Here is a 21,451-nt window from a genome sequence, read left to right as displayed (position 1 = left end):
ATAATGGACGAGAGGCAGCTTTAAAAGACTTGATACGTTTATTGCCACCTCATTTTTAAATAGAGTTCATCAGTTGACACTACATGAAATCCTAGTCTCTCATATAGATTTCTTGCAGGATTTGTATGAAGAACTTGTAATATCACTGGTTTATTTTCTTCTTTTGTCTTTTGCTGAAGGTTGCTAATTAGATAAGTTCCTCCTCCATTACCTTGAAAACCTGGCAAAATCCTTTTATTGAAAATCTTAATGATTATAGAATCATAAACCATGTGTGGCATATCTCCCTCACTTCATTTATCTAAAAATTCAGATTTTATAAACCCTATTAATAACTAATCCTTAATACCCAACTAAAAAGACTATTATTGCATTTATTCGGTGACTTTTAGCCTTTTTTTCATTATATTATAGGTCAATAGATTTCACTATGAAATCATTCCATTTTTTAGGTTAATTTTTCTTAACCTTTTATTATGATTAGTGAGGCTAGAAGCATTCTTTTTTAACTTCCACAATGTTCAAATACAAGTTTGCTATTGGCGAAGCTCCATGCTTTATAAAGGAATAAGCGAGAAGTAGGGTGGGTTTGCGACAATTCTCCCCAATTTAAAACACATATGATTGACGCTTTAGTCGCTATTAAGAGAGAAACTACTAAATGAAAAATAGGAATATCTAATCATCGGGGCTATGATGAGGTGGGTAGGGAAATTGCAAAGTTATTGTTACAAATTTATCCCAATATAATATGAATTGCCGGAAGACTCCTTAACAATAAACTTCCTGCAGGAGCCTATTTCTCTTTGAAATGTCCTTTAAATAAAAATGGCATTTAGCTCTCGTCTAAACAGGGAAGCTAAATGCCTTTTGTATTTTATAAAACCTTCTCTAAAAAATCCTTTGCACGCTGTGTTGATGGCGCTGTAAAAAACTGATCTGGTGAAGCATCTTCTATTAGCTTGCCGCCATCTAAGAAAAGGATACGATCAGCAACCTCTCGAGCAAAGCCCATTTCATGTGTCACAATCAACATGGTCATACCAGAATCGGCGAGGTTTTTCATAACGGCTAATACCTCTTTAACCATTTCAGGGTCAAGTGCCGATGTAGGCTCATCAAATAATATAACTTTAGGGTCCATGGCAAGTGCTCGCGCAATGGCAACACGCTGCTTTTGCCCCCCCGATAAGCGATTTGGATATTCTTGACGCTTCTCAAACAGACCTACTTTCTTTAGTAATTCTTCTGCTTTGCTGATAGCAGTTGCCTTATCCATACCCTTTACATTGATTGGCGCATAGGTTAAATTTTCAAGCACCGTTTTATGTGGGAAAAGATGAAAATGCTGAAATACCATACCTACTTCTTCACGTATTTTCATTATATTTGTCCCTTTATCTGTAAGGACATCCCCTGCAATCGTTACTTTTCCACTTGTAGGAGTTTCCAATAAGTTTAAGCAACGAAGAAATGTCGATTTACCTGATCCAGAGGGTCCAATAATCGCAATTACTTCTTTTTCTTTAACTTCAGTTGATATACCCTTTAATACTTCATTCTGTCCAAAGGATTTGTGTAAATCTTCAATTTTAATCACTTTTTCTCATTCCTTTCTCGATTCGTTTACCAAGGAACGTTAAAACAAGCGTCATGATGTAATAGATTACCCCTGCAAAAAGTAATGGCTCAAGATAACGATATGTCGAACCCCCTACAATGTAGGCACGGCGCATAATATCTAATGCACTAATTACTGTCACAACTGCCGTTTCTTTATTTAATGTAATAAATTCATTTACTAAGGATGGTAAAATATTTTTTACTGCTTGGGGAATAATAATATCCTTCATCATTTTTGCATATGGAATCCCCAGTGCTTGTGCCGCTTCCATTTGTCCTTTATCAACTGCATTGATACCAGCACGGATAATCTCTGAAATATATGCACCTGAGTTTAAACCAAAAGCAATAATAGCTGTTGGAATAGGCTCAATTTGGATATCTAGTAATTGTGGTACTGCATAATAAATAATTAATAATTGTAATACAAGTGGTGTACCGCGGAAAATCGACGTATAGAAATCGGCAAACCAACGTAAAAAATTCACTTTACCAATTTTACATAATGCTAAAAGTATACCTACGATAAAACCGATGATGGATGCACCGATTGCAATTTGAAGTGTAACACCTATCCCTTTTAAAATATAAGGAATAGAGGGAACGATAGCTGTAAAATCTAAATTCACAGCGCTCCCTCCTTTCTTTTCATCATGATGTAGCTGTGTTTTTGTACCCAACACAAATTTGATAGAGGCTTAAAGGATAATAATGAAAAGCACAAGCGATAGCCCAAAAGTAGAGCTATCGCACGCGATTATTATTCAACTTTTTCTAACCATTTTTCTTCTAGCTCTTGGATTTTGCCTTCTTCAGCTAGCTCTTTTAAAGCTTGGTTAATTTTATCTTTCAAATCGCTTCCCTTTGGAACAGCGATTGCTTTGAAATCTTCAGGCTGTTCTTCTACAGGGAAAGCTTCTAATTGATCATTCGTTTTTAAATAGCCTTTCGCAACGCCACCCTCTAAAATACCTGCGTCTAAACGTTTAGACATCATATCTTGAACGATCTCAGGGATACGTGTACGTCCTTCTACTGCTACATCAACCTTTTTCGCAATTTCATTACCTAAGTTTTCCTGGATAGATGCTGTTTGTACACCTATTTTTTTACCAGCTAAGTCCGCTTCTTTTTTAATACCGCTATCCTTTTTAACAAGGATTACTTGCTCTGTTTCATTATATTTATCTGAGAAATCAACCACTTTTTCACGCTCTGGGTTCGGTGTCATACCAGAAATAACGACATCGATTTTTCCTGCTTGTAGTGCTGGCACTAAACTGTTAAAGTCCATATCTTGTACTTGCATATCAACGCCTATTTTTTCTCCAACTAATTTGATTAAATCAATATCAAATCCGATAATTTCTTCACCTTTAGCTGCATCCACATATTCGAATGGTGCATAGTCGGCTGATGTACCAACTTTTAATACTTGCTTACCCTCTGTATCCGTAGTAGATCCTGTATTGCTTGCATTATTGTCTTTAGTACCACATGCTGCAAGTACACCTATTACTAGTACTAGCATCATGATGAACAATTTGTTCTTCATATCCTGTAACTCCTTTTATTTATAATTTATTGTGTATGAGAATACATTTCTCTAAAATAATCGATTGGATATTTATTCATATTGAAGAATAAAAAATCTATCTGCTAATTAAGATATACTCTTTTGAAATAATAATCAAGATAAACTAAAAAATTTTCAGCCAAATATTATATACATAATTTTCTGATAAGTCAATTTATTTTTATTTTCATTTATTTTATAAAGTAACTTTACTATTTTCCGTTTTATCGTTATTTATTCCTCCATTATAAAAACAACTTAATTTCAACAGTTCAGAGATAGAGATTGATCATCATCATTTAAGCTCACAATATTTAGATCTTATCGTTAGTAGGAATTTTATATTAATGGCGTAAGTTATCTTGTATAATCCATATAAATCATTTGAAAGGGATTTTTACGATGAAAAAATTATCGTTGTTGTTCGCAATTATTATTGGTTCAATGCTGATAGCAGGCATTACCTTTTTCTTAACTCAACCTAAGTCTCATGGGCCGCAAGCGATTAAAGGTGTGATGGATTTACGTCATCATACATTTCACGATAATATGCCTATCAAATTAGATGGGGAGTGGGCATTTATCCCGAATCAATTAGTGGATGGTGAAGCCTTTGATGCTTATCAAAGCTATCTTGTTGATGTCCCTTCCGCTTGGACAAAATATACAATTGATGGGAAACAAATACCTGTATTTGAAAGTGGAACTTATCGACTCAAGGTTTTAATCGATGATACTGAAGATATTTTAGGGATTAAAACGAGTAATATCCGAATGTCGAACGCATTGTATATTAACGGAAAGCGAGTTGGCCATAGTGGAGAGCCAGCTGAGGATAGCAGCTATATACCTCATAATACCCCGTATACTGCTTATTTTTCGCCTGATAAAAAAGAGCTTGAATTGATTGTACATGTAGCAAATTTCGATTATGCACCGGGAGGAGGAATTATTAGCTCCATTTTTTTAGGGGATCAATCAAGTATTGCAAAGCTTCGAGAGGGTGCCCTCTTCTACGATTTAATTACTCTTGCAGGTTTTTTAACAATGTTTATCTACTTTTTTGGCTCTTATCTTTATTCAAAATTTGGTATAGAGCAGCTTTACTTCTCTTTATTTTGTTTCGCAAGTGGGCTCTACACTCTCACACACGGCGAAAAATTTTTACTAGCCTTGATAAATATGCCCTACGCTCCATTTCAGAAAATACAAATGATCTCTAGTATAGCTGTAGGTCTTTTTATATTGTTGTATTTTTACCGTGCTTTAATCAAATATATGAATCGTTTGGTTGTGAAAGTGTTTTGCGCAATAGGTACTCTTCTTATGCTTGTTGCATTGCTTCCAACATCAATTAATTCACTATTTCAAAATATCAATTCATTGTATGTATTCGCAAATATTGTTTATATTTTCTATGTGCAAATTATAGCAATTTACCGACGTGCGACTGGTGTAATGTATTTAACTTTAAGCTCCCTAGCCATTTTGCTTTATTTTATCGTTGCGACGTTAAATACAAATATTAATCTTGAACTGAGTGCTCTACCACCGTTGTTGCCATTTATTTGCCTAACAATGCTTTCCCTATATATTTCTCATCGTTTTGCAGATTCTTATTTAGAAAAAGGCAAGCTAACAGAGGCACTTATACGTGTAGATAAATTAAAGGATGAGTTTCTCGCTAAAACATCTCATGAATTCCAGACCCCTTTACATGGCATTATAGGCATTTCACAATCTATGCTGAAGGATAATAGTTTACCTATCTCAGCGGACGAACAAAAGGAAAAAGTATCCCTTATTTTTAATATTGCTGAACGTCTCTCCTATTTAGTCAATGATTTACTTGATTTTTCAAAGCTGAAGGAGAATGAATTAACATTGCGGATGACTTCTGTTGATTTATATGCCATTACACATATGACTGTAGAAGTACTCTCCTATACCATTAGCAAGAATGTCAAAATCTACAATCACATTGAGAGGGGAACCTTTGTCCAAGCAGATGAAAATCGTCTTCGCCAAATTTTATATAATTTAATTCATAATGCAGTGAAGTATACAAATGAAGGAAAAATTGATATAACTTGTTATGAGAAACAGTCATTCTTAGTAATTGAAATTAAGGATACCGGCTGTGGAATCGCGCCAGAAAATTTAAAAACTATTTTTAATCCATTCCAACAATTCAATTATTCAATCGGTGGCAGTGGATTAGGTTTACATATTACAAAGGAGCTTGTTGAGCGGCAGGGTGGGAAAATATTTGTGGATTCAATTGTCGGACAAGGTGCAACCTTTTCAATTAAATTACGAAAAGCACAGCCGACAAATGAGGAATTACCATCAATGCCAATCCAAACATACCAACATCCTTTCCTAACATTCCCACATATTGTTGAACAAATAGGAAAGAAAAAAATTCTTATTGTGGATGACGATGCTGTTAATTTAAAGGTGCTAATAGATATATTGTCACAAGAAAACTATTCCATTATAGCAATTGATAATGGACACCATGTTTTTGAGTACCTTACACAGCAACCTAGTATTGATTTATTAATTTTGGATATTATGATGCCCACTATTTCTGGCTATGAGATTTGTCAACAGGTTAGACAAAATTACACGTCTACAGAGCTACCTATTCTAATGTTGACTGCGGCGATTCGCCCAGAGGATATGATTGCAGCCTTTCAATCTGGGGCAAATGATTTTTTACATAAACCTTTGGATGCTACCGAGCTTAAGACAAGGGTTCGCAATCTTCTTTTATTGAAGGAGTCCGCAGAAATAGCTGTGAAAATGGAAACCGCGTTTTTACAAGCACAAATTAAACCGCATTTTATTTATAATGTCTTAAATTCCATTCTATCCCTAAGCTATTTAGACTTAGACAAATCAAGGGCAATGATTACAGATTTTGCTACATTTTTACGTAACAGTTTTGCCTTTGAAAATGCCAACAGTCTTGTTCCTTTGGAAAAGGAGCTTAGTCTTATTGAGGCATATGTAAATATTCATCGCACTAGATATCCTGAGCAATTAGAATTTAATATTTGCATGGATGAGCCTATCCAATGCCTTATTCCTCCTTTACTACTTCAGCCTCTAGTAGAGAATGCTCTTCTTCATGGTTTGAAAGTAAGGAAAGAGCGTAGCAAGCTACAATTAGTTATAAGGCAGGAAGAGCATATGGTGATTTTCCAACTGATAGACAATGGCATTGGTATATCTTCAGAGCTTTTAAGGCAAATCCAAAATGGTGAAAAAACAGCTAGTCAAGGCATTGGCATTCTAAATATTTCTAAAAGATTAAAAAAATTCGATAACGCTACTATCCATTTTGATAGCCTCGAAAACAAAGGAACGACTGTGGAAATAAGATTTCCAATAATCACTATTTAGAGGATGTGAGCAGCTTGTTAAAAGCAATTATTATAGATGATGAAATTTTAGCCATTCGTTTATTAGAATCCATGCTAAAGGCAAGTGGCTCTATTGAGATTATTGGAACCTTCCAGAATCCAAAGGATGGCCTCGTAAATATTGATATATTAAAACCTGATATTTTATTTTTAGACATTGAAATGGCTGAAATGACAGGTCTTGAATTTGCTTCTAAAATAGAAGATGTCTCAAGCTATATAGATATTGTCTTTGTTACAGCGTACGAAAATTATGCTTTAGAAGCCTTTAATGTACAGGCTATAGATTATATTTTAAAGCCCATTGACCACAACCGACTCTTAAAAACAATTGAGCGGCTACTTGAACGAAGGGAGCATAAAAAGTTGATACAACATGTTGATCATGCTTCTGTAAATGAAGGAACCAAAATTATTCATACATTACACTTTCATATACACTCAGGAAAGGTTTCAATCGGTGATACTGTATTAACTTTATCAACAAAGGAGTTCCAAATTTTATTCTTTTTAGCACAGCATTGCAATCAAGCCTTTCCAGCTGATGAGCTGTATCGACTTATTTGGGAAGAGGATAGCTTTGGGCAAACACAAGCCTTACGAGTTCATATCAGCAATTTAAGAAAAAAACTTGAAACCATTCCAGGTCACACAGCTAAAATAGTTATGGTAAGAGGCTCTGGGTATCAATTAGTTTTTCAAGCATAATTTGAAAGGGAAGTTGATTAAACCGCTCAACTTCCCTTTCACTTATTTAAACTCCACTTGAATGTTAAGACTTGTCCAATGTTTACTACCTTCAAGCCACTGCTCTCTCATCTCTCGTGCAGGGATTTCACCACTCTCTTTGAACAATCTATTGATCCATTTTGCAATTCAACTTTTTCATTTTTTTTGCACTAAAAAGACTGTTTGCTTTCGGGCAAACAGTCCTCCTTCTATTTAACCGTATGTTCTTCAGGGAACAATTTTGATTTTAATTCATCTTCCCCAGAGCCCTTCGCTAATGGAACGCGAGAACGATAGGCTGCACGACAAATTAAATGCCCTGCGACTGGTGCTGTCACAAAGACGAAAAGAATACCTAAAATAAGCCGTACACTAACAAAACCGTCATGCACCCAGAAATAGATAAACGCTCCTAACAAACAGGTTAAAACGGATAATGTAGAGCTTTTCGTTGCAGCATGTGATCGTGTATAGACATCTGGTAAGCGAATCATTCCAAATGCGCTAATAACACTCACTATGGAACCTATAAGAATAAGGATAACTGCTGCCCATTCAATCATTTGATTTACGTTCAACAATCACACCTCTTTCTATATATTTTGTAAATGCAATCGTTCCGATAAACGCTAAAATACCTAAAATAAGGATAGCTTCTAAATATGCTTTAGTCTTCAATATAATAGAGACAATCGCAATAGCCGATAATAAATTAACACCAATTGTATCGAGAGCTATTGCTCGATCAGGCATTGATGGGCCGCGGATAACACGATATAACGACAGCGCAATTGAAATACTAAAGAAAGCAAGTGCAAGAAGTAATATATTGTTAATCATTAGCGTGTCACCTCCATTATTGCTTGTTCAAATTTTCCAATCGATCGTATAACGGCATCCTTAGACTGCTCTATGTCCATAGCATGGATATAAAAGACATCTCCCTCTTCCGATACCTCCATGACGACAGAGCCAGGTGTTAATGTTAGCAGTAAAGCAAGAGCTGTAATCTCCCAATCACCCTTTAATACAGTTTTATAGGTGAAAATACCAGGTGTAATATTTAGCTTAGGTGTAGTGATTTGTCTTAATACACTATAGCTTGATAAAAATAGCTCCCAGTTAAACAGCCATAATAACTTGATGATGGAAAAGACTCTTCGCATGTAAAATTGAGTACCATAAAAGCGATGCATCGCATATAGAATACCCATACCTACAACAAAGCCCATTAAAAATGTTGAAAATTGTGGTGTCACTTCATCCTGTAGAAGTAACCAAAGTGCTGCGATAAATAAATTTAAAATAAACTGCATCGCCATTATTTATTCACCTCACCTTGCCATTGTTGGCCATCTAAAACTGCATCAATATAAATAGATGGTGTATAAAGTGTTTCAGCTGCATCTGTGACAAATGGTGCCAGTTTTTCTGCCCCAATACCTAAACCAATTGTGCAAACAGCCAGTAATGTTAATGGCAACAATATACGTTTAGGTAACGGTTTTTCATCCTCTAAGCTAATAATGGTTTCACCAAAAAAGGAAGAAAGAAATATCCGCAGTAGTGAATATAAAACAATTAAACTAGAGAAAAAACCTAGTCCTAATAGAACAAAATGGCCACCCTCTATCGCACCTTGCCCGATTAAAACCTTTCCTAAAAAGCCACTTAATGGTGGTATACCAGCTAGTGAACACATCGCTATAAAAAACAACCATCCAAAAAAGGGATAATTACGAATAAGTCCACTCATTTTATCAATTACTGTTTCCCCAGTGACATATATCATCATACCAACAGCTAAAAACAACATAGCCTTCGCTACCATATCGTGCATTAGATAATAGATAACACCTTGTAAGGCTGACTCAGTGCCTACCGCTAGCCCAATTATTATAAAACCAACGCCAATTAGCACATTGTAGGAGGCTATTGTTCTAACATCACGACCAGAAAGTGCACCGATACAACCTGCAATAATTGTAATTCCCGCCATGATGCCAAGTGCTGTGTGTGTGACTTCAGGATTATTAGGGAACAACAGCGTAAAAGTACGTACAAGTGCATACATCCCTACCTTTGTTAATAAAGCAGCAAATAAAGCTGCAATGGCAGTTGGTGGTACGCTGTACGAGCCTGGTAACCAGAAGAATAATAAAAGTCCAGCCTTCAAGCTAAAGACGATTAAGAAGATAAGCGCCACTGTTGTAATAAGCGGATTAGCTCCTGCCTCCATTACACGAATGGAAATATGGGCCATATTTAATGTGCCTACTGTTCCATACAGAAAAGCGAGTGCCACCAAGAAAATCCAAGAGGCAACAATGTTGATGAGCACATATTTTAATGCTTCACGTAGCTGAATTTTTTCACCACCTAGACTGATCAGTGCGTAGGAAGCAAGCAACATTACTTCAAAACATACAAATAAGTTAAAAATATCGCCCGTCAAAAATGAGCCATTGACACCTGCTATCATCAGCAGCGTAAATGGATAAAAATACATTTTTTCATATCTTAGCTCCATTGTAAAAATTGCATATAGCATACAAATGAGGGCTACAATATTTGCAGCTAACACTAATAATGTCGCAAAGGAATCGGCTACAGATGAGATTCCAAATGGTGGTGCCCATCCACTAAAATCAATGCGCATCACTCCCTGCTCTTGAATCTCTACTAATAAAATGACGCTAATGATAATAATAAAGCTCAATGTCAATAAGCTGATGATGCGTTGTAGCGTCACATGCTCTTTTAAAAACACCAGTAAAATAGCCGTAATTACCGGTACAATTAATGGTAAAACAATCATATTACTCATCAGGTGTACCTCTCAATTCATCAAAATTCCCTGAACCATTTGTTTTGTACGCACGATACCCTAAAACGAGAACAAAGGCCGTGACAGCAAAGCTAATCACAATCGCCGTTAATATTAATGCTTGAGGTAATGCATCTGTATATGGTCCCTCTGATTCTCCTAATAACGGTACATCCCCTTTTTTTAGACCTCCCATAGTCAGAATCAGTAAGTGGGCAGCATGAGATAAAACAGCAGTACCTAAAATAACACGCAGTAACTGCTTCGAGAGGATTAAGTACGTCGCAACAGCTACTAATATACCTACTAAAACAAGTATTAAAGACTCCATTGGCTACTCATCCTCACTTATACTTAAAATAATTGTTACAACAACCCCGACCACCGTCAAAGCAACACCCGCTTCAAAAATAGTGACAGTTGAAAAGCCCATTTTCCCAAAAATAGGAGCATCTATATACGTATGTGCTTGTGTTAAAAATGGCACATCGAAAAACAACGAGCCTATTGCAGTTCCAGTTGCAAGCAATACACCAAGAGCTGCAACTTTTTTAAAGTCGAAAGGCATCCCCTTATGCACAGTTTCTATATCGTAGGCTAGATATAATAAGACAACACCCGAGGCCAACACCAGACCACCTATAAAGCCACCACCAGGAGCGTGATGCCCAGCAAAGAACAAATACACACCGAGTGTTAAAATAATGAAAACGACAACCTTGGTGATGGTCCTTAAAATCACATCATTAATTTTCATGATCTGCTCCCTCCTTTCGTGGCTTAAGCTTTGTCAGAGCATAGACCCCTAAGCCAGCAATTAGAAGAACAACAACCTCAAGCATCGTATCAAAAGCACGGAAATCCCCTAGTATTGTATTAACGATGTTGGAACCGCCAGCCAATTCATAAGCATCATTGAAGTAAGTAGACACTGGTTCAAAGCGATCATAGTGTACTACTGCTAAGCCAACAATTGTTACGGTTGCACCAACAAAAATAGAAATCAATGCTTTTGACCATTGAACCCTTTTACGCGGTACCTCTGGCATTAAATCTGGTAAATATTTAAAACATAAAAGGAATAAAGCTGTTGTAACCGATTCAACAACTAATTGTGTTAAAGCTAAATCTGGCGCACGGAAAATAACAAAGAAGAAGGCAATAGAATAGCCCAATACACCATTTAGCAACATGGCTGTCACTCGACCCTTTGCAAAAATCATCCAAACAGCTGCAAAAATCATGACAAACACAAGGATTAACTCGTAGGATTCTATAGCGGAATCTTTGTCAAAATTAAAGGTCATGGCATCTGACCAAACAAAATAACCTGCGATAAGTGCAACAAAAAATACATATATATAGACAAAATAATGTGTTAAATTACCTGTCATATATTTATTGGTAAGCTTCTGTGAGCCATTTTCACTCATCTCTATCATTCGATTGTAATACGTATTAAACGTATACTTTTGTGAAAATAGACGATAAAGTGGCTTCCAGCTTTTTAAAGTTTTAAATAAGATAATTCCAATAATAATGACACCTACTGTCATCAATAACTCTGCATTGATGCCATGCCATGCATGAATATGTGGTGTTAACTCACTTGTAGTTGGGAATGTTGGATAAATACTAGCCATAGCAGGCTCTAAAATATAATGACCTAATATATTAGGGAAGAAAAAGATACCAACTACCAACAAGCATAAAATAATTGGCGATATTAACATGCCAAGTGGAGCTTCGTGTGGTTTTTTATCAATCTTCTCTGGCTGTAGTTTACCCAAAAATGTACGACTAATTAAAATCAAACTATAGACAAAGGTAAAGATACTTGCCACCCATGCTACTATAGGGAAAAACAGCCCTATATCAGCAATAGAGAATGCTTCTACATCACGAATGGCCAATACTGCTGCAAAAAACATTTCCTTACTTAAAAAGCCATTAAATGGTGGCAGTCCTGCCATTGAGAAGCTACCAATCACAGCAATTGTAAAAGTGATAGGCATGAAAGACATTAAGCCACCTAAACGACGAATATCACGAGTACCTACTTCATGATCGACAATTCCAACCATCATGAATAAAGCTCCTTTAAAGGTCGAATGATTCACAAGGTGAAATAGCGCTGCAAAGCTTGCTTGGGTGTAAAGAATTGAGTTTTCCTCATAGCCATAATAATGACCAACAGACCCAAGACCAAAGAGACTCATAATTAAACCAAGCTGACTCACTGTTGAAAAGGCTAATAATGCTTTTAAATCCGTCTGACGGACAGCATTAAAGGAGCCCCAGAATAATGTAACTAGGCCGATAACACTAACTAGCCAGAACCATACTGCCTCTCCTCCAAAAACCGGTGAAAAACGAGCAACTAAATAAATGCCTGCCTTCACCATTGTTGCGGAATGTAAGTAAGCACTAACAGGTGTTGGGGCCTCCATAGCATCAGGCAACCAAATGTGGAATGGAAATTGTGCAGATTTTGTAAAAGCCCCTAGTAAAATTAGAATAAGCGCTGGCGTAAATAAGGTATGATCTCGTATAACCTCTACATTAGCTACAATTTCACGAATACTAAATGTATGAGAAGCTACATAGAGCATTAAGAAACCCGCAAGCATTGATAGTCCGCCAAAGACTGTAATCATCATCGCTTTTTTGGCCCCTGCCCGAGATGCCTTTCTATGATGCCAAAATGCGATTAATAGGAATGATGACACACTTGTTAATTCCCAAAATGTGTATAATACCATTAGGTTATCTGAAAAAACAACGCCAAGCATAGCGCCCATGAATAGTAATAAATAGCAGTAAAAATGATGAAGAGATTCTTTCGTTGATAAATAAAAAATAGAATATAAAATGACCAAACTACCTACACCTGTAATCAGCAGACCAAAAATCATACTGAGTCCATCTAGGTAAGTGGTGAAATTTATATTAAAAGAGGGAATCCACTCATATGTATGAATAAACGTTTTACCCTCGGCTAATTGAGGAATATAGCGAGCAAGTAAAAGAAACAAAATGAATGGAACAGATAAAACAAACCAGCCAAGATGTGTGACACGCCTTAGTCGCCTGTAAAGCAATGGAATTAGAGCAGCACAAACAAATGGCAAAAGTATCGCAATGAGAACTGTGACCAAATGAAAACCTCCTACTATCAAAATCATCTAGCAAATTTTTGTGGTGATTGACATGTAAAGTGCTAAGACTTTAGAAATTTGTTCAAGCTAAGTAACATATTAGATGTATTCTTGAAATTTTTTAATGGAATGTGGTGGGGTATCAAAGTGCCTAATTGTTTATAAAAATGGTTATTTTAGTTATTTAGTCACTTCTAACCCGATGCAAGCCTAAATAACTTGTGGAAAATCAGATAATTTATACAGTTATAACTCAGTTAATATCAGTACAATGAAGACACTTGACTATCTATTTAACTCACTGCATAATAGTGTGGCATATGAAAGCAAATTAACATAGATGCACAGAATGCATAAATTAAATAATCTCAAATTATTGATTTAAGCTTATTCCTTCAAGGGTTTTCCAATATATTTTCGTTAACTTTTATACATTTTTAAGTATACAATATAAATGAGCATAATGCACTGTAACAGCATTGATTTTAGCTGTTTTAGGATAATTTTTTCATAATCAACAGTGAAATTAACAAAATACCAACAGATAAGAGGTGTACATTTTTTATGAAGCATGTAAAAGGGCGTTTGGATGAAAGTATATTAGTTTGTGTTTACTACGGCTTAAATGGCGAACGTTTGATTCGTCGTGGTCATAAGATGGCCACAATGCTTGATTGCCCACTCTATATTCTTTCAGTCGATTCGCAACCCCTTGATGCATTTGACGCAGAAAAATCTAGTTATATAGAGCAATGGAAAAAGTTATCAGATGAGCTTGAGGTTGAAAAATTTATTTTGCAAGATAATGAAAAACGCCCCATACAAAAAGTTATTGCAGAGGTCGCAAAGAATTATAGTATTTCGCAAATTATCGTTGGGCAAAGCGCACAAAGCCGTTGGGAGGAAATCACGAAAGGTTCGTTCCTAAACGTACTGTTAAAAGAAGTTCCTTTTGTTGATTTTCATATTGTAGCTGTTCAACGCCCAACAGACGATGATGCAAATGAAACCTATGAAAAAGGAGTACGTGCTTACTTAATTAAAGAACAGGAGAACTTTAAAGTAGCATTTACATGTCCTAAGTATGTATCGATTGAAGGAATATTCTTCAAAGAAATTGGCACAGATTTTGACAACGGCATCTTTAAATTTACTTACAACGATAAAATGCATGAAGTTCATATTTCAGAGGGCTATGTAATTGATCAGGAGAAACTGCCAGCAGAATTTTTAGCTCCATTAAGACAATAAAAAAAACGCGTATCTACGCGTTTTTTTATTAGACAGCAGCTGAAGCAGGTTTATCCTTCGGTAAGAAGAAGGCAACTAGTAATAATAAAGGTAATAATGAAACGACAATCATTGTAAAATCAATGCCTTTATAATCCATTAAAACGCCGATAACCATTGCCCCTATTGCGCCCATACCAAATGCAAAGCCCGTAGTTAAACCAGCCATTGTGCCAATTTTTGTTGGGACTAACTCTTGCGCATAGACCACCGTTACGGAGAAGCTAATCATAATCAACGTACCGATAATAACTAAAAATAGCATAGCGGCCCATAATGGTACATATGGCAATGCTAAACAAAATGGCATAGGGCCTACTACAGAAAGAATAATGACATTTTTCCTACCAATACGGTCTGATAAAGAACCTCCAAAAAAGGTACCTACTACACCAAATGCCATGAAGGTGAATATTAATATTTGCCCTAGTCGCAGGCTGACATCATAGTGATCCATCAAATAAAACACATAAAAGCTCGTTATATTTGTTGTATAAAATGATCGTGCAAAAATAATTGTAAATAATAAAGTTAATGCAATTCCAACTTGTTTCTTTGTTAATGGAGGCAATGTTGAGACGAGTACTCTCTTTTTCTTAGTGGTACGCTCCTGCTCCAACTGTTTTTTATACCATGTAGCAATTTTACTTAATAAAATGATACCAAATGTTGCAATGACTAATATGATCGCAGCCCCACGTTGCCCAAGAATATCAAAGATGTAAGCACTAATTAATGGTGCAAGTGCTTGCCCTGAATTTCCCCCCACTTGATAAATAGACTGCGCAAGACCTCGTTTAGATCCAGCTGCCATAAAGGAAACTCTCGATCCCTCAGGGTGAAAGATAGCTGACCCAAAGCCTATAAATAATACCGCAATAATAATAATCCAATACTGCGTTGTGAATGCTATGATGGCAATCCCTATAAACGAACTAATCATACCGATGGGTAAAGCATAGGGCATTGGTTTTTTATCACTGATAAAGCCTACAGCAGGCTGTAATGCAGAAGCAAATATGTTTAATACGAAAGAAATCAGCCCAATTTGTGTAAAGGTCAATCCTAACTCACTCTTAAATATCGGAAACATCGCCGGGATAACAGCTTGCATCGTATCATTAATAAGGTGAGCAACACCGATAGCAATCATAATTGGATAGATTGGGTTTGTTACGTTTAATTGTTTATTCATGTTGCCACCTCACTCTTTTTTATTTACACATGATTGTCGCATACTATCGACCATTTTGCACAAGCTATAATTCGACAGCTGTAAAAGGAGTTGATATATGCATGGAAAGCTTTATTCATGCTCACTTTTGGGAAATGATTCTACGAACAACACTTTCGTTTTTTGCCTTACTAATTCTGGCACGTCTACTTGGTAAAAAACAATTAGGCCAGTTAACGTTTTTCCATTACATTACAGGTATTACATTTGGGTCGATCGCTTCAGAAATTGCCTCTCAGGAAGAAACACCCTTTTTGGATGGTATGATTTCCCTCGTTTGGTGGAGTGCTTTAACGTATTTAATGACCGTTATTACGATTAAATCTAAAAAGGCCCGCGTTCTCATTGATGATAAGCCAACGATTGTGATTCAAAAGGGTCTTATATTAGAATCAGCCCTACAAAAAAATCGTCTTCATCTAGATGAGCTTACAATGATGCTTCGTGAACAAGCTATTTTCTCCGTACAGGACGTTGAGTATGCCTTACTAGAAACGAATGGGAAACTCAGTGTACTACAAAAAACCTCTGAACAAGTGGCTACAAAGCAGGATGTTAAAGCAGATGTAACACCACCTACCTATCTTCCTACCGAAGTTATTTCTGATGGTCAACTTATTACCGAAAATATTGTTGAACTTGAGCTGACAGAAGACTGGGTAATGAAGAAATTGAAAAAGCAAAATGTGCAGTCTGTAGAAGAAGTTTATTTTGCTCAAGTCCAAACAAATGGTTCCTTGTACATCAGCTTAAAAGATAAAGCGAGACATTCAAGCCCTTAATTGCTTGTCAAGTCTCGTTTTTTTATCAATCAATTTTGACAATATCTAATGGTGTAATAATACCGAGTAATTTTTGATGTGGTTGACCATGCTCCGTTATTAATAATGCCTCAAAGCGTCTCCCTCTTTCGACTCCTTGTTTAAATATTTCCTCAGCCTCATAGATGGATATAGATCTACTGACAAATTTGTAATTCACGCTATTTTTCTCATGCAATAAGATATCATGCAGGGTTGGAATTCTTTTCGGTAGATGATCCCCACCCATCTTTGACGCAAGCCAATTTGTGATTCCTACTGTTGTGATTAGCCCCTTAAACTGCTTATTATAATAAACAGGAAATTGTGTATATTTGCGCTGACGTATCACTTTTAAAACATGTTTTAAAGAATCATTTTCTTGAAAAATCAATACTCTTTTACGGAACATTTGCCCTACAAGCGTCGGCTTAGCAAGGGTAGCATCTATGTATTCAATTCGTTCTACAACATCAGTATGTGGCTCTGCAATCACATAATGTAATGATGTACGATGATGCACAATCGCATTTCGTAAGTCTGCATATGAGCGGAGATCATCTTCATATTTCTTCACCAAGACATCCTTTTTCTTTGCTTGATCAATCAGCCGATAAAAAGGCATAAAATCCTTAGCACCTACAATATCTCGTAGTCTATGATCTATTCGATTAAACGCTGTCAGGAAACGATCGGAATTCTCAGTTCCCAATTTCATGTCCCCTCTTTCTATAGTAGTCTATATATTTTCCGAGTTATTTGACAAATTTCGAGTTACACACCCATTATATTCCTAAGTTATAGAGATTCCAAGAAAGTAGTTTTACAATTCCGCTTGAAAGTGACGTTACGTCATTTAATATAATGTCATTAACAGAGAGGAGGAGTGATTACGTTGCTTACGATTCACAATGTATCAAAACAAACTGGCATTTCTGTTCGAACATTGCGTTATTACGAGGAGATCGGCTTGTTACTTCCTATAGCAAAGACTGAGGGAGGACACAGAATTTATGGTGAGAATGAGCTCAAAATGTTACAACAAATTGTTTTTTTAAAGGCATTAGGCTTCAAGTTGAAGGAAATTCAAACACTTATCAATAATTCGTGGAATTGGGAAGCAAGTTTAGACCATCAGTTAGCTTTTCTAGCAGAAGAACAAAAGAAACTACAGCAGATGAAGAACGCCATCCTTGGATTAAAAAATGCCTCGTCTATCGAAGGTGGGCTAACAGAGTCCCTTATCCAAAAATACATTAAGCTTTCCAATCAAGAACGAGATAATAAGCAAGCCTTCCGCCAACAGATTTTTGTAGCTGCCGAAATGGAGCTTTTTCAGAAATTACCCAATTTAAATCAAAATGATCCTAATTCTTTAGAATGGATTGGTTTATTAGGTCAGTTAAAGCAGCTTCATAAGGAAAGCCCTGAAGCTGATTCCGTGCAGATTATTATCAAACGAATGATGGAAAAGGCTGAAATAGAATATATCGGAAATGATGAGTTTTTAGAGAAGATGTGGACAATAAGAAAATCCGCACACAAATCTGAACAAATGGGTTTATATCCTTTAGAGGAAGAATTTCTACACTTTATAGAGCAGGCTTTTCATGTTTATGAAACAAAAAAACAGGTGTTAGGAAGGTCACAACCATGAACATAGAAATATTGCTTGTGATTGGTGCCTTAGCATTGTTAGACATGTTTAGTCCTTCTATTATTGGGGTATCCGTCTATGTATTGCTTGTGGCTAAAAAACAGCAAATCCGCCTTTTATTAACCTATTTAATGACTGTAGCCTTGTTTTACTTTAGTACTGGGATTTTTTTAATGTTAGGTCTAGGGGTCATATTCAATCCAATTTCTAATTTGCTAGATAGCTACTCAGCTCGATTAATCATGACCATTGTGGGGGCAGCTTTATTTATTGGCAGTTGGTTAGTACCAAAGAGAAAGACAAATGGAGCACCTAAACCAAAATCTTTACATGTGAGCTCTATGGTAGCTTTAGGTTTCTCAACTTCTATTTTAGAAGTTGCAACCGCTCTTCCTTATTTCGCGGCAATAGGTATTTTAACGAGTAATCAAATAGAGTTTTATGAATGGTTACCATTATTAGCTGGTTACAATTTGATAATGATTGCACCAGGAATTATCCTTTTGTGCTTCCATTTATTATTCCGCCGATTTATGAATAAGCCTTTAAGAAAAATTCAAACGCTTTTTGATCAAAGAACAAGTTCAACCCTTTCTTGGGTTATGTTCTTTGTGGGATTGATTTTACTTATAAATGGTGGGATGATTTAAAACAAAAAACGGTAAAAATCCATTATAAGTTGGTTTTTACCGTTTCTCTTCAGATTTTTGTCATAGACGCATTTCTTTTCATCATCACGATACCAATGCCGATGCAGATAATTGTCAAAGCTAGCGTAATTATTAAGCTCCACCAGTAATCTGACATCTCTATTGTTCCTCGAATTTTTGCAATTCCGTAGCTTGCAAGCTTCCAGGGTGATATCGTCCAAAAGATTCCTATAATCATATCGATGATTTGCCCAACAAAAATCACTGTAAATGCACATGTAGTAGCAATAACTGTTTTAAAACTGGCACTCATCATTAACGTAACAGCTATCACAAATAGCAACCAAATATAGTACGTAGAAAAGCTTACAAACAGTGCACCAATATCCAACGTTCCGTATAGAATACTTGTATAATAGACACTTGCAGCAAACCCAGCTAAAATACTAACAAAACAAATGGTGCTCATAACAACAAATTTACTCAAAAAATATGCGCCAAATGAAATGGGCCGAGCATATAATAATGTGGCCATACCATTAGCACGTTCTTTACTAATAGCCCCTACAAACGAAGCCATCATCACCAATAAGCCTATCGTTTGAAACTGCCCGATAGAAGCCTGAATTAAATCAAGTGGCATTAATTCTGGCATCAGCATTTCAAAGCCCTCTGGTACATTCCCAACAGCATTTAAAATATCCATCATATAGTAGTTTGTTAGTGGATCACTCATTCCAAGCAGAGCAAACACAAGAGGAATCCATAGAAACTTCCAACTCCGCCATGCTTCTCTAAATTCCTTTTGCAGAAGTACATTGAATCCTCTCATGCCTTTTTCGCCACCTTCATGAAAATTTCTTCCAAAGATGCTGTCTGTCGCTCTACCTTTCTAATTGTATACGGACATTCACTTAATCGTTGAAGCAACTTCTTCATCGTTGGCTCCTCATTCACTATCTCAATATAGACATAACAACCGATTACATGATTAGATGGATTTGCAAAAAGCTTAGCCTCTTCTTCACTACTAAACTCAATGACATAATTTTGCTTATCAAAACGTTGCCTTACCTCACGTAATGTTCCCTGTTCTACGAGTTTTCCATTTTGCAAGAATAATAGTTGGTCTGTCATTTCTTCAGCATCATTTAAGATATGTGTTGAGTACAAAATAGTCGTCTCTTGCTGTAGTCCTTTTAATAAATCAAGTACTTCTCTACGGCCAACTGGATCTAATGCTGAAACAGGTTCGTCTAATAGCAGTAATTTAGGCTTATGCACTATTGCTTGGGAAATACCAAGTCGCTGCTTCATCCCGCCAGAAAAAGAGGCAATTTTTTTATGTTGAGCATTCCCTAACCCTACGAATTCTAGGGTTTTTTGTGCTTCTAATTTAGCCTTTTTGGCTGCTACACCATTCAGCTTTGCAGCCATTTCTGTAAACTCTAGCGCAGTTAGCCAAGGATGAAATTGTGGATATTGCGGTAAAAAACCTATATTCGCACGTAAATCATTACCTAGCATCTTTACATTTCCAGCAGTCGGTCTTAAAAGCCCTGTTAACATAGATAAAGTGGTTGTCTTGCCAGCTCCATTTGGACCGATTAAAGCTGTAGAAGTTTTTTCCTCTAAGTTGAAATGAATATCATCTACAACTTTGTGCTGTGCAAATTGCTTGGTCAAACCTGTAACTTGAAGTAAAGTTGTCATGACTGCTTTCTCCCCACTATAAAGTACGCAATTGACCCTAATAGATTAGCAAAGATAATGATAAATACCCAAAGAATTTTAGGCCCATTTGTTGCATGAATTTTACGTAAATCAATAAGTGCTACGATCATCAAAATAATTTGAACGATGATGAGCGGTGCTATAACTGCCCATGGAACTTTTGCTAATTCCTCCATCATACAGATCACCTCATTATTTGTTATACACTAACTATAACAACTTTGTTCTAATATGTATAGAACAAAATATCTCCTATACCTAAAAAAAGATGTACCTCAATGAGTACATCTTCTCTATTACTTATAAAGTTTTTGCAGAGCATCTTCCATTTTAGGGCGTATTGTTACCTCTGGACGAGCTTTTTTGACAGCTGCCTCTGCTGCCTCTAATGATTCAGCCATTCCCAACTCCATTAATATAGCGGTAGCTGCAACGCCTGCACGTCCCCCACCACTTCCACAGTGAACATATACTTTCTGCCCTGTCTCATAGGCCATAGCAACTTCTTGCGCAACTCGTTGGATGGATGATGCTACCTCACTATCTTCATCTGCTATAGGCATATGTTTATAAGAATAAGGAACTGTCTCCTGGTCTTGAGGGGATAGCCCTTGAACACGAACATCTATCACAACATCAACCGATTCTTGTATAAATGCAGACTCTGCATCTTTTGCACCGCCAAAGAACAGTTGATCCTTTACTAAAACATCGTAGTCTTTCCCCATATTCTCCATCCCTC

General features: G+C 36.3%; 23 protein-coding genes. 6 read left to right on the top strand and 17 right to left on the bottom strand.

Features of this window, described 5'->3' with window-relative positions; genetic code table 11:
• Positions 1-38 precede the first annotated feature (38 nt).
• The 4 genes from MHB39_RS01035 to MHB39_RS01020 all read right to left on the bottom strand — a co-directional run bounded on the left by MHB39_RS01035 (position 39) and on the right by MHB39_RS01020 (position 3,178).
• Entirely contained in the window at positions 39-272 is a 234-nt protein-coding gene (locus MHB39_RS01035; RefSeq protein ID WP_342545617.1) for a GNAT family N-acetyltransferase, read from the bottom strand.
• Between the two features lie 605 nt (positions 273-877).
• Positions 878-1,600 carry an amino acid ABC transporter ATP-binding protein gene (locus MHB39_RS01030; RefSeq protein ID WP_036075289.1) on the bottom strand — a complete coding sequence of 241 codons (723 nt, stop codon included), beginning with the start codon at positions 1,598-1,600 and terminating at the stop codon, positions 878-880.
• The gene (locus tag MHB39_RS01025; protein ID WP_036075291.1) at positions 1,593-2,252 is read right to left on the bottom strand and encodes an amino acid ABC transporter permease; all 660 of its coding nucleotides are present in this window, start codon (positions 2,250-2,252) and stop codon (positions 1,593-1,595) included. Before MHB39_RS01025 ends, MHB39_RS01030 begins: the two co-directional genes overlap by 8 nt.
• A gap of 131 nt (positions 2,253-2,383) precedes the next feature.
• Positions 2,384-3,178 (bottom strand): transporter substrate-binding domain-containing protein, encoded by a 795-nt coding sequence (locus MHB39_RS01020; protein ID WP_036075293.1) that lies wholly within the window; start codon positions 3,176-3,178, stop codon positions 2,384-2,386.
• A gap of 423 nt (positions 3,179-3,601) precedes the next feature.
• Here MHB39_RS01020 and MHB39_RS01015 point away from each other — a divergent pair, with 423 nt between their 5' ends.
• Both MHB39_RS01015 and MHB39_RS01010 read left to right on the top strand, forming a co-directional pair.
• Complete coding sequence (locus MHB39_RS01015) at positions 3,602-6,610, top strand: ATP-binding protein (protein WP_342545616.1); 3,009 nt, start codon at positions 3,602-3,604, stop codon at positions 6,608-6,610.
• Between the two features lie 14 nt (positions 6,611-6,624).
• Positions 6,625-7,338, top strand: coding sequence for a DNA-binding response regulator (locus tag MHB39_RS01010; RefSeq protein WP_342545614.1), 714 nt, complete (start codon positions 6,625-6,627; stop codon positions 7,336-7,338).
• 230 nt (positions 7,339-7,568) lie between these two features.
• On the opposite strand, the gene MHB39_RS01005 is transcribed toward MHB39_RS01010, so the two are convergent.
• The 7 genes from MHB39_RS01005 to MHB39_RS00975 are packed head-to-tail and all read right to left on the bottom strand — an operon-like array spanning position 7,569 to position 13,344.
• A complete protein-coding gene (locus tag MHB39_RS01005; RefSeq protein ID WP_016992397.1) occupies positions 7,569-7,937 on the bottom strand; it encodes a Na+/H+ antiporter subunit G in 369 nt (122 codons plus the stop codon).
• Positions 7,915-8,199 (bottom strand): Na(+)/H(+) antiporter subunit F1, encoded by a 285-nt coding sequence (locus MHB39_RS01000; protein ID WP_004233151.1) that lies wholly within the window; start codon positions 8,197-8,199, stop codon positions 7,915-7,917. Before MHB39_RS01000 ends, MHB39_RS01005 begins: the two co-directional genes overlap by 23 nt.
• Entirely contained in the window at positions 8,199-8,681 is a 483-nt protein-coding gene (locus MHB39_RS00995; RefSeq protein ID WP_016992398.1) for a Na+/H+ antiporter subunit E, read from the bottom strand. Before MHB39_RS00995 ends, MHB39_RS01000 begins: the two co-directional genes overlap by 1 nt.
• Positions 8,681-10,186, bottom strand: a complete 1,506-nt coding sequence (locus tag MHB39_RS00990) for a Na+/H+ antiporter subunit D (RefSeq protein WP_342545613.1) — start codon at positions 10,184-10,186, stop codon at positions 8,681-8,683. Before MHB39_RS00990 ends, MHB39_RS00995 begins: the two co-directional genes overlap by 1 nt.
• A complete protein-coding gene (locus MHB39_RS00985; RefSeq protein WP_004233143.1) occupies positions 10,179-10,517 on the bottom strand; it encodes a Na(+)/H(+) antiporter subunit C in 339 nt (112 codons plus the stop codon). Before MHB39_RS00985 ends, MHB39_RS00990 begins: the two co-directional genes overlap by 8 nt.
• Before the next feature lie 3 nt (positions 10,518-10,520).
• Positions 10,521-10,943 (bottom strand): Na(+)/H(+) antiporter subunit B, encoded by a 423-nt coding sequence (locus MHB39_RS00980; RefSeq protein WP_016992399.1) that lies wholly within the window; start codon positions 10,941-10,943, stop codon positions 10,521-10,523.
• A complete protein-coding gene (locus MHB39_RS00975) occupies positions 10,933-13,344 on the bottom strand; it encodes a Na+/H+ antiporter subunit A (protein WP_342545612.1) in 2,412 nt (803 codons plus the stop codon). Before MHB39_RS00975 ends, MHB39_RS00980 begins: the two co-directional genes overlap by 11 nt.
• Positions 13,345-13,908: 564 nt before the next feature.
• Here MHB39_RS00975 and MHB39_RS00970 point away from each other — a divergent pair.
• Positions 13,909-14,595 (top strand): histidine kinase, encoded by a 687-nt coding sequence (locus MHB39_RS00970; RefSeq protein WP_036075307.1) that lies wholly within the window; start codon positions 13,909-13,911, stop codon positions 14,593-14,595.
• A gap of 28 nt (positions 14,596-14,623) precedes the next feature.
• Here the strand turns inward: MHB39_RS00970 and MHB39_RS00965 are convergent, their stop codons facing one another.
• Complete coding sequence (locus MHB39_RS00965; protein WP_342545611.1) at positions 14,624-15,829, bottom strand: MFS transporter; 1,206 nt, start codon at positions 15,827-15,829, stop codon at positions 14,624-14,626.
• Between the two features lie 101 nt (positions 15,830-15,930).
• Here MHB39_RS00965 and MHB39_RS00960 point away from each other — a divergent pair, with 101 nt between their 5' ends.
• Positions 15,931-16,650: a DUF421 domain-containing protein gene (locus MHB39_RS00960; protein WP_016992400.1), complete on the top strand. Its 720-nt coding sequence runs from the start codon at positions 15,931-15,933 to the stop codon at positions 16,648-16,650.
• Positions 16,651-16,675: 25 nt separating this feature from the next.
• Here MHB39_RS00960 and MHB39_RS00955 read toward each other — a convergent pair whose 3' ends face one another.
• A complete protein-coding gene (locus tag MHB39_RS00955; protein WP_333006319.1) occupies positions 16,676-17,386 on the bottom strand; it encodes a CBS domain-containing protein in 711 nt (236 codons plus the stop codon).
• Positions 17,387-17,563: 177 nt separating this feature from the next.
• On the opposite strand from MHB39_RS00955, the gene MHB39_RS00950 reads away from it, so the two are divergent.
• Together MHB39_RS00950 and MHB39_RS00945 are read left to right on the top strand one after the other, a co-directional pair.
• The gene (locus tag MHB39_RS00950; protein WP_342545608.1) at positions 17,564-18,325 is read left to right on the top strand and encodes a MerR family transcriptional regulator; all 762 of its coding nucleotides are present in this window, start codon (positions 17,564-17,566) and stop codon (positions 18,323-18,325) included.
• Positions 18,322-18,975 (top strand): GAP family protein, encoded by a 654-nt coding sequence (locus tag MHB39_RS00945; protein ID WP_342545607.1) that lies wholly within the window; start codon positions 18,322-18,324, stop codon positions 18,973-18,975. Before MHB39_RS00950 ends, MHB39_RS00945 begins: the two co-directional genes overlap by 4 nt.
• Before the next feature lie 49 nt (positions 18,976-19,024).
• On the opposite strand, the gene MHB39_RS00940 is transcribed toward MHB39_RS00945, so the two are convergent.
• From MHB39_RS00940 to MHB39_RS00925, 4 genes are all read right to left on the bottom strand, one after another.
• The gene (locus MHB39_RS00940; protein ID WP_016992403.1) at positions 19,025-19,807 is read right to left on the bottom strand and encodes an ABC transporter permease subunit; all 783 of its coding nucleotides are present in this window, start codon (positions 19,805-19,807) and stop codon (positions 19,025-19,027) included.
• Positions 19,804-20,688, bottom strand: a complete 885-nt coding sequence (locus MHB39_RS00935; protein ID WP_342545605.1) for an ABC transporter ATP-binding protein — start codon at positions 20,686-20,688, stop codon at positions 19,804-19,806. Before MHB39_RS00935 ends, MHB39_RS00940 begins: the two co-directional genes overlap by 4 nt.
• The gene (locus MHB39_RS00930; RefSeq protein ID WP_016992404.1) at positions 20,685-20,888 is read right to left on the bottom strand and encodes a PLD nuclease N-terminal domain-containing protein; all 204 of its coding nucleotides are present in this window, start codon (positions 20,886-20,888) and stop codon (positions 20,685-20,687) included. The genes MHB39_RS00935 and MHB39_RS00930 overlap by 4 nt, the downstream gene beginning before the upstream one ends.
• 117 nt (positions 20,889-21,005) lie before the next feature.
• Positions 21,006-21,437, bottom strand: a complete 432-nt coding sequence (locus MHB39_RS00925; protein ID WP_016992405.1) for a dual specificity protein phosphatase family protein — start codon at positions 21,435-21,437, stop codon at positions 21,006-21,008.
• Positions 21,438-21,451 lie beyond the last annotated feature (14 nt).

It is taken from the genome of Lysinibacillus sp. FSL K6-4013, assembly GCF_038630435.1.
Lineage (GTDB): Bacteria > Bacillota > Bacilli > Bacillales_A > Planococcaceae > Lysinibacillus > Lysinibacillus boronitolerans.
This window is presented reverse-complemented; position numbering and strand designations above follow the sequence as displayed.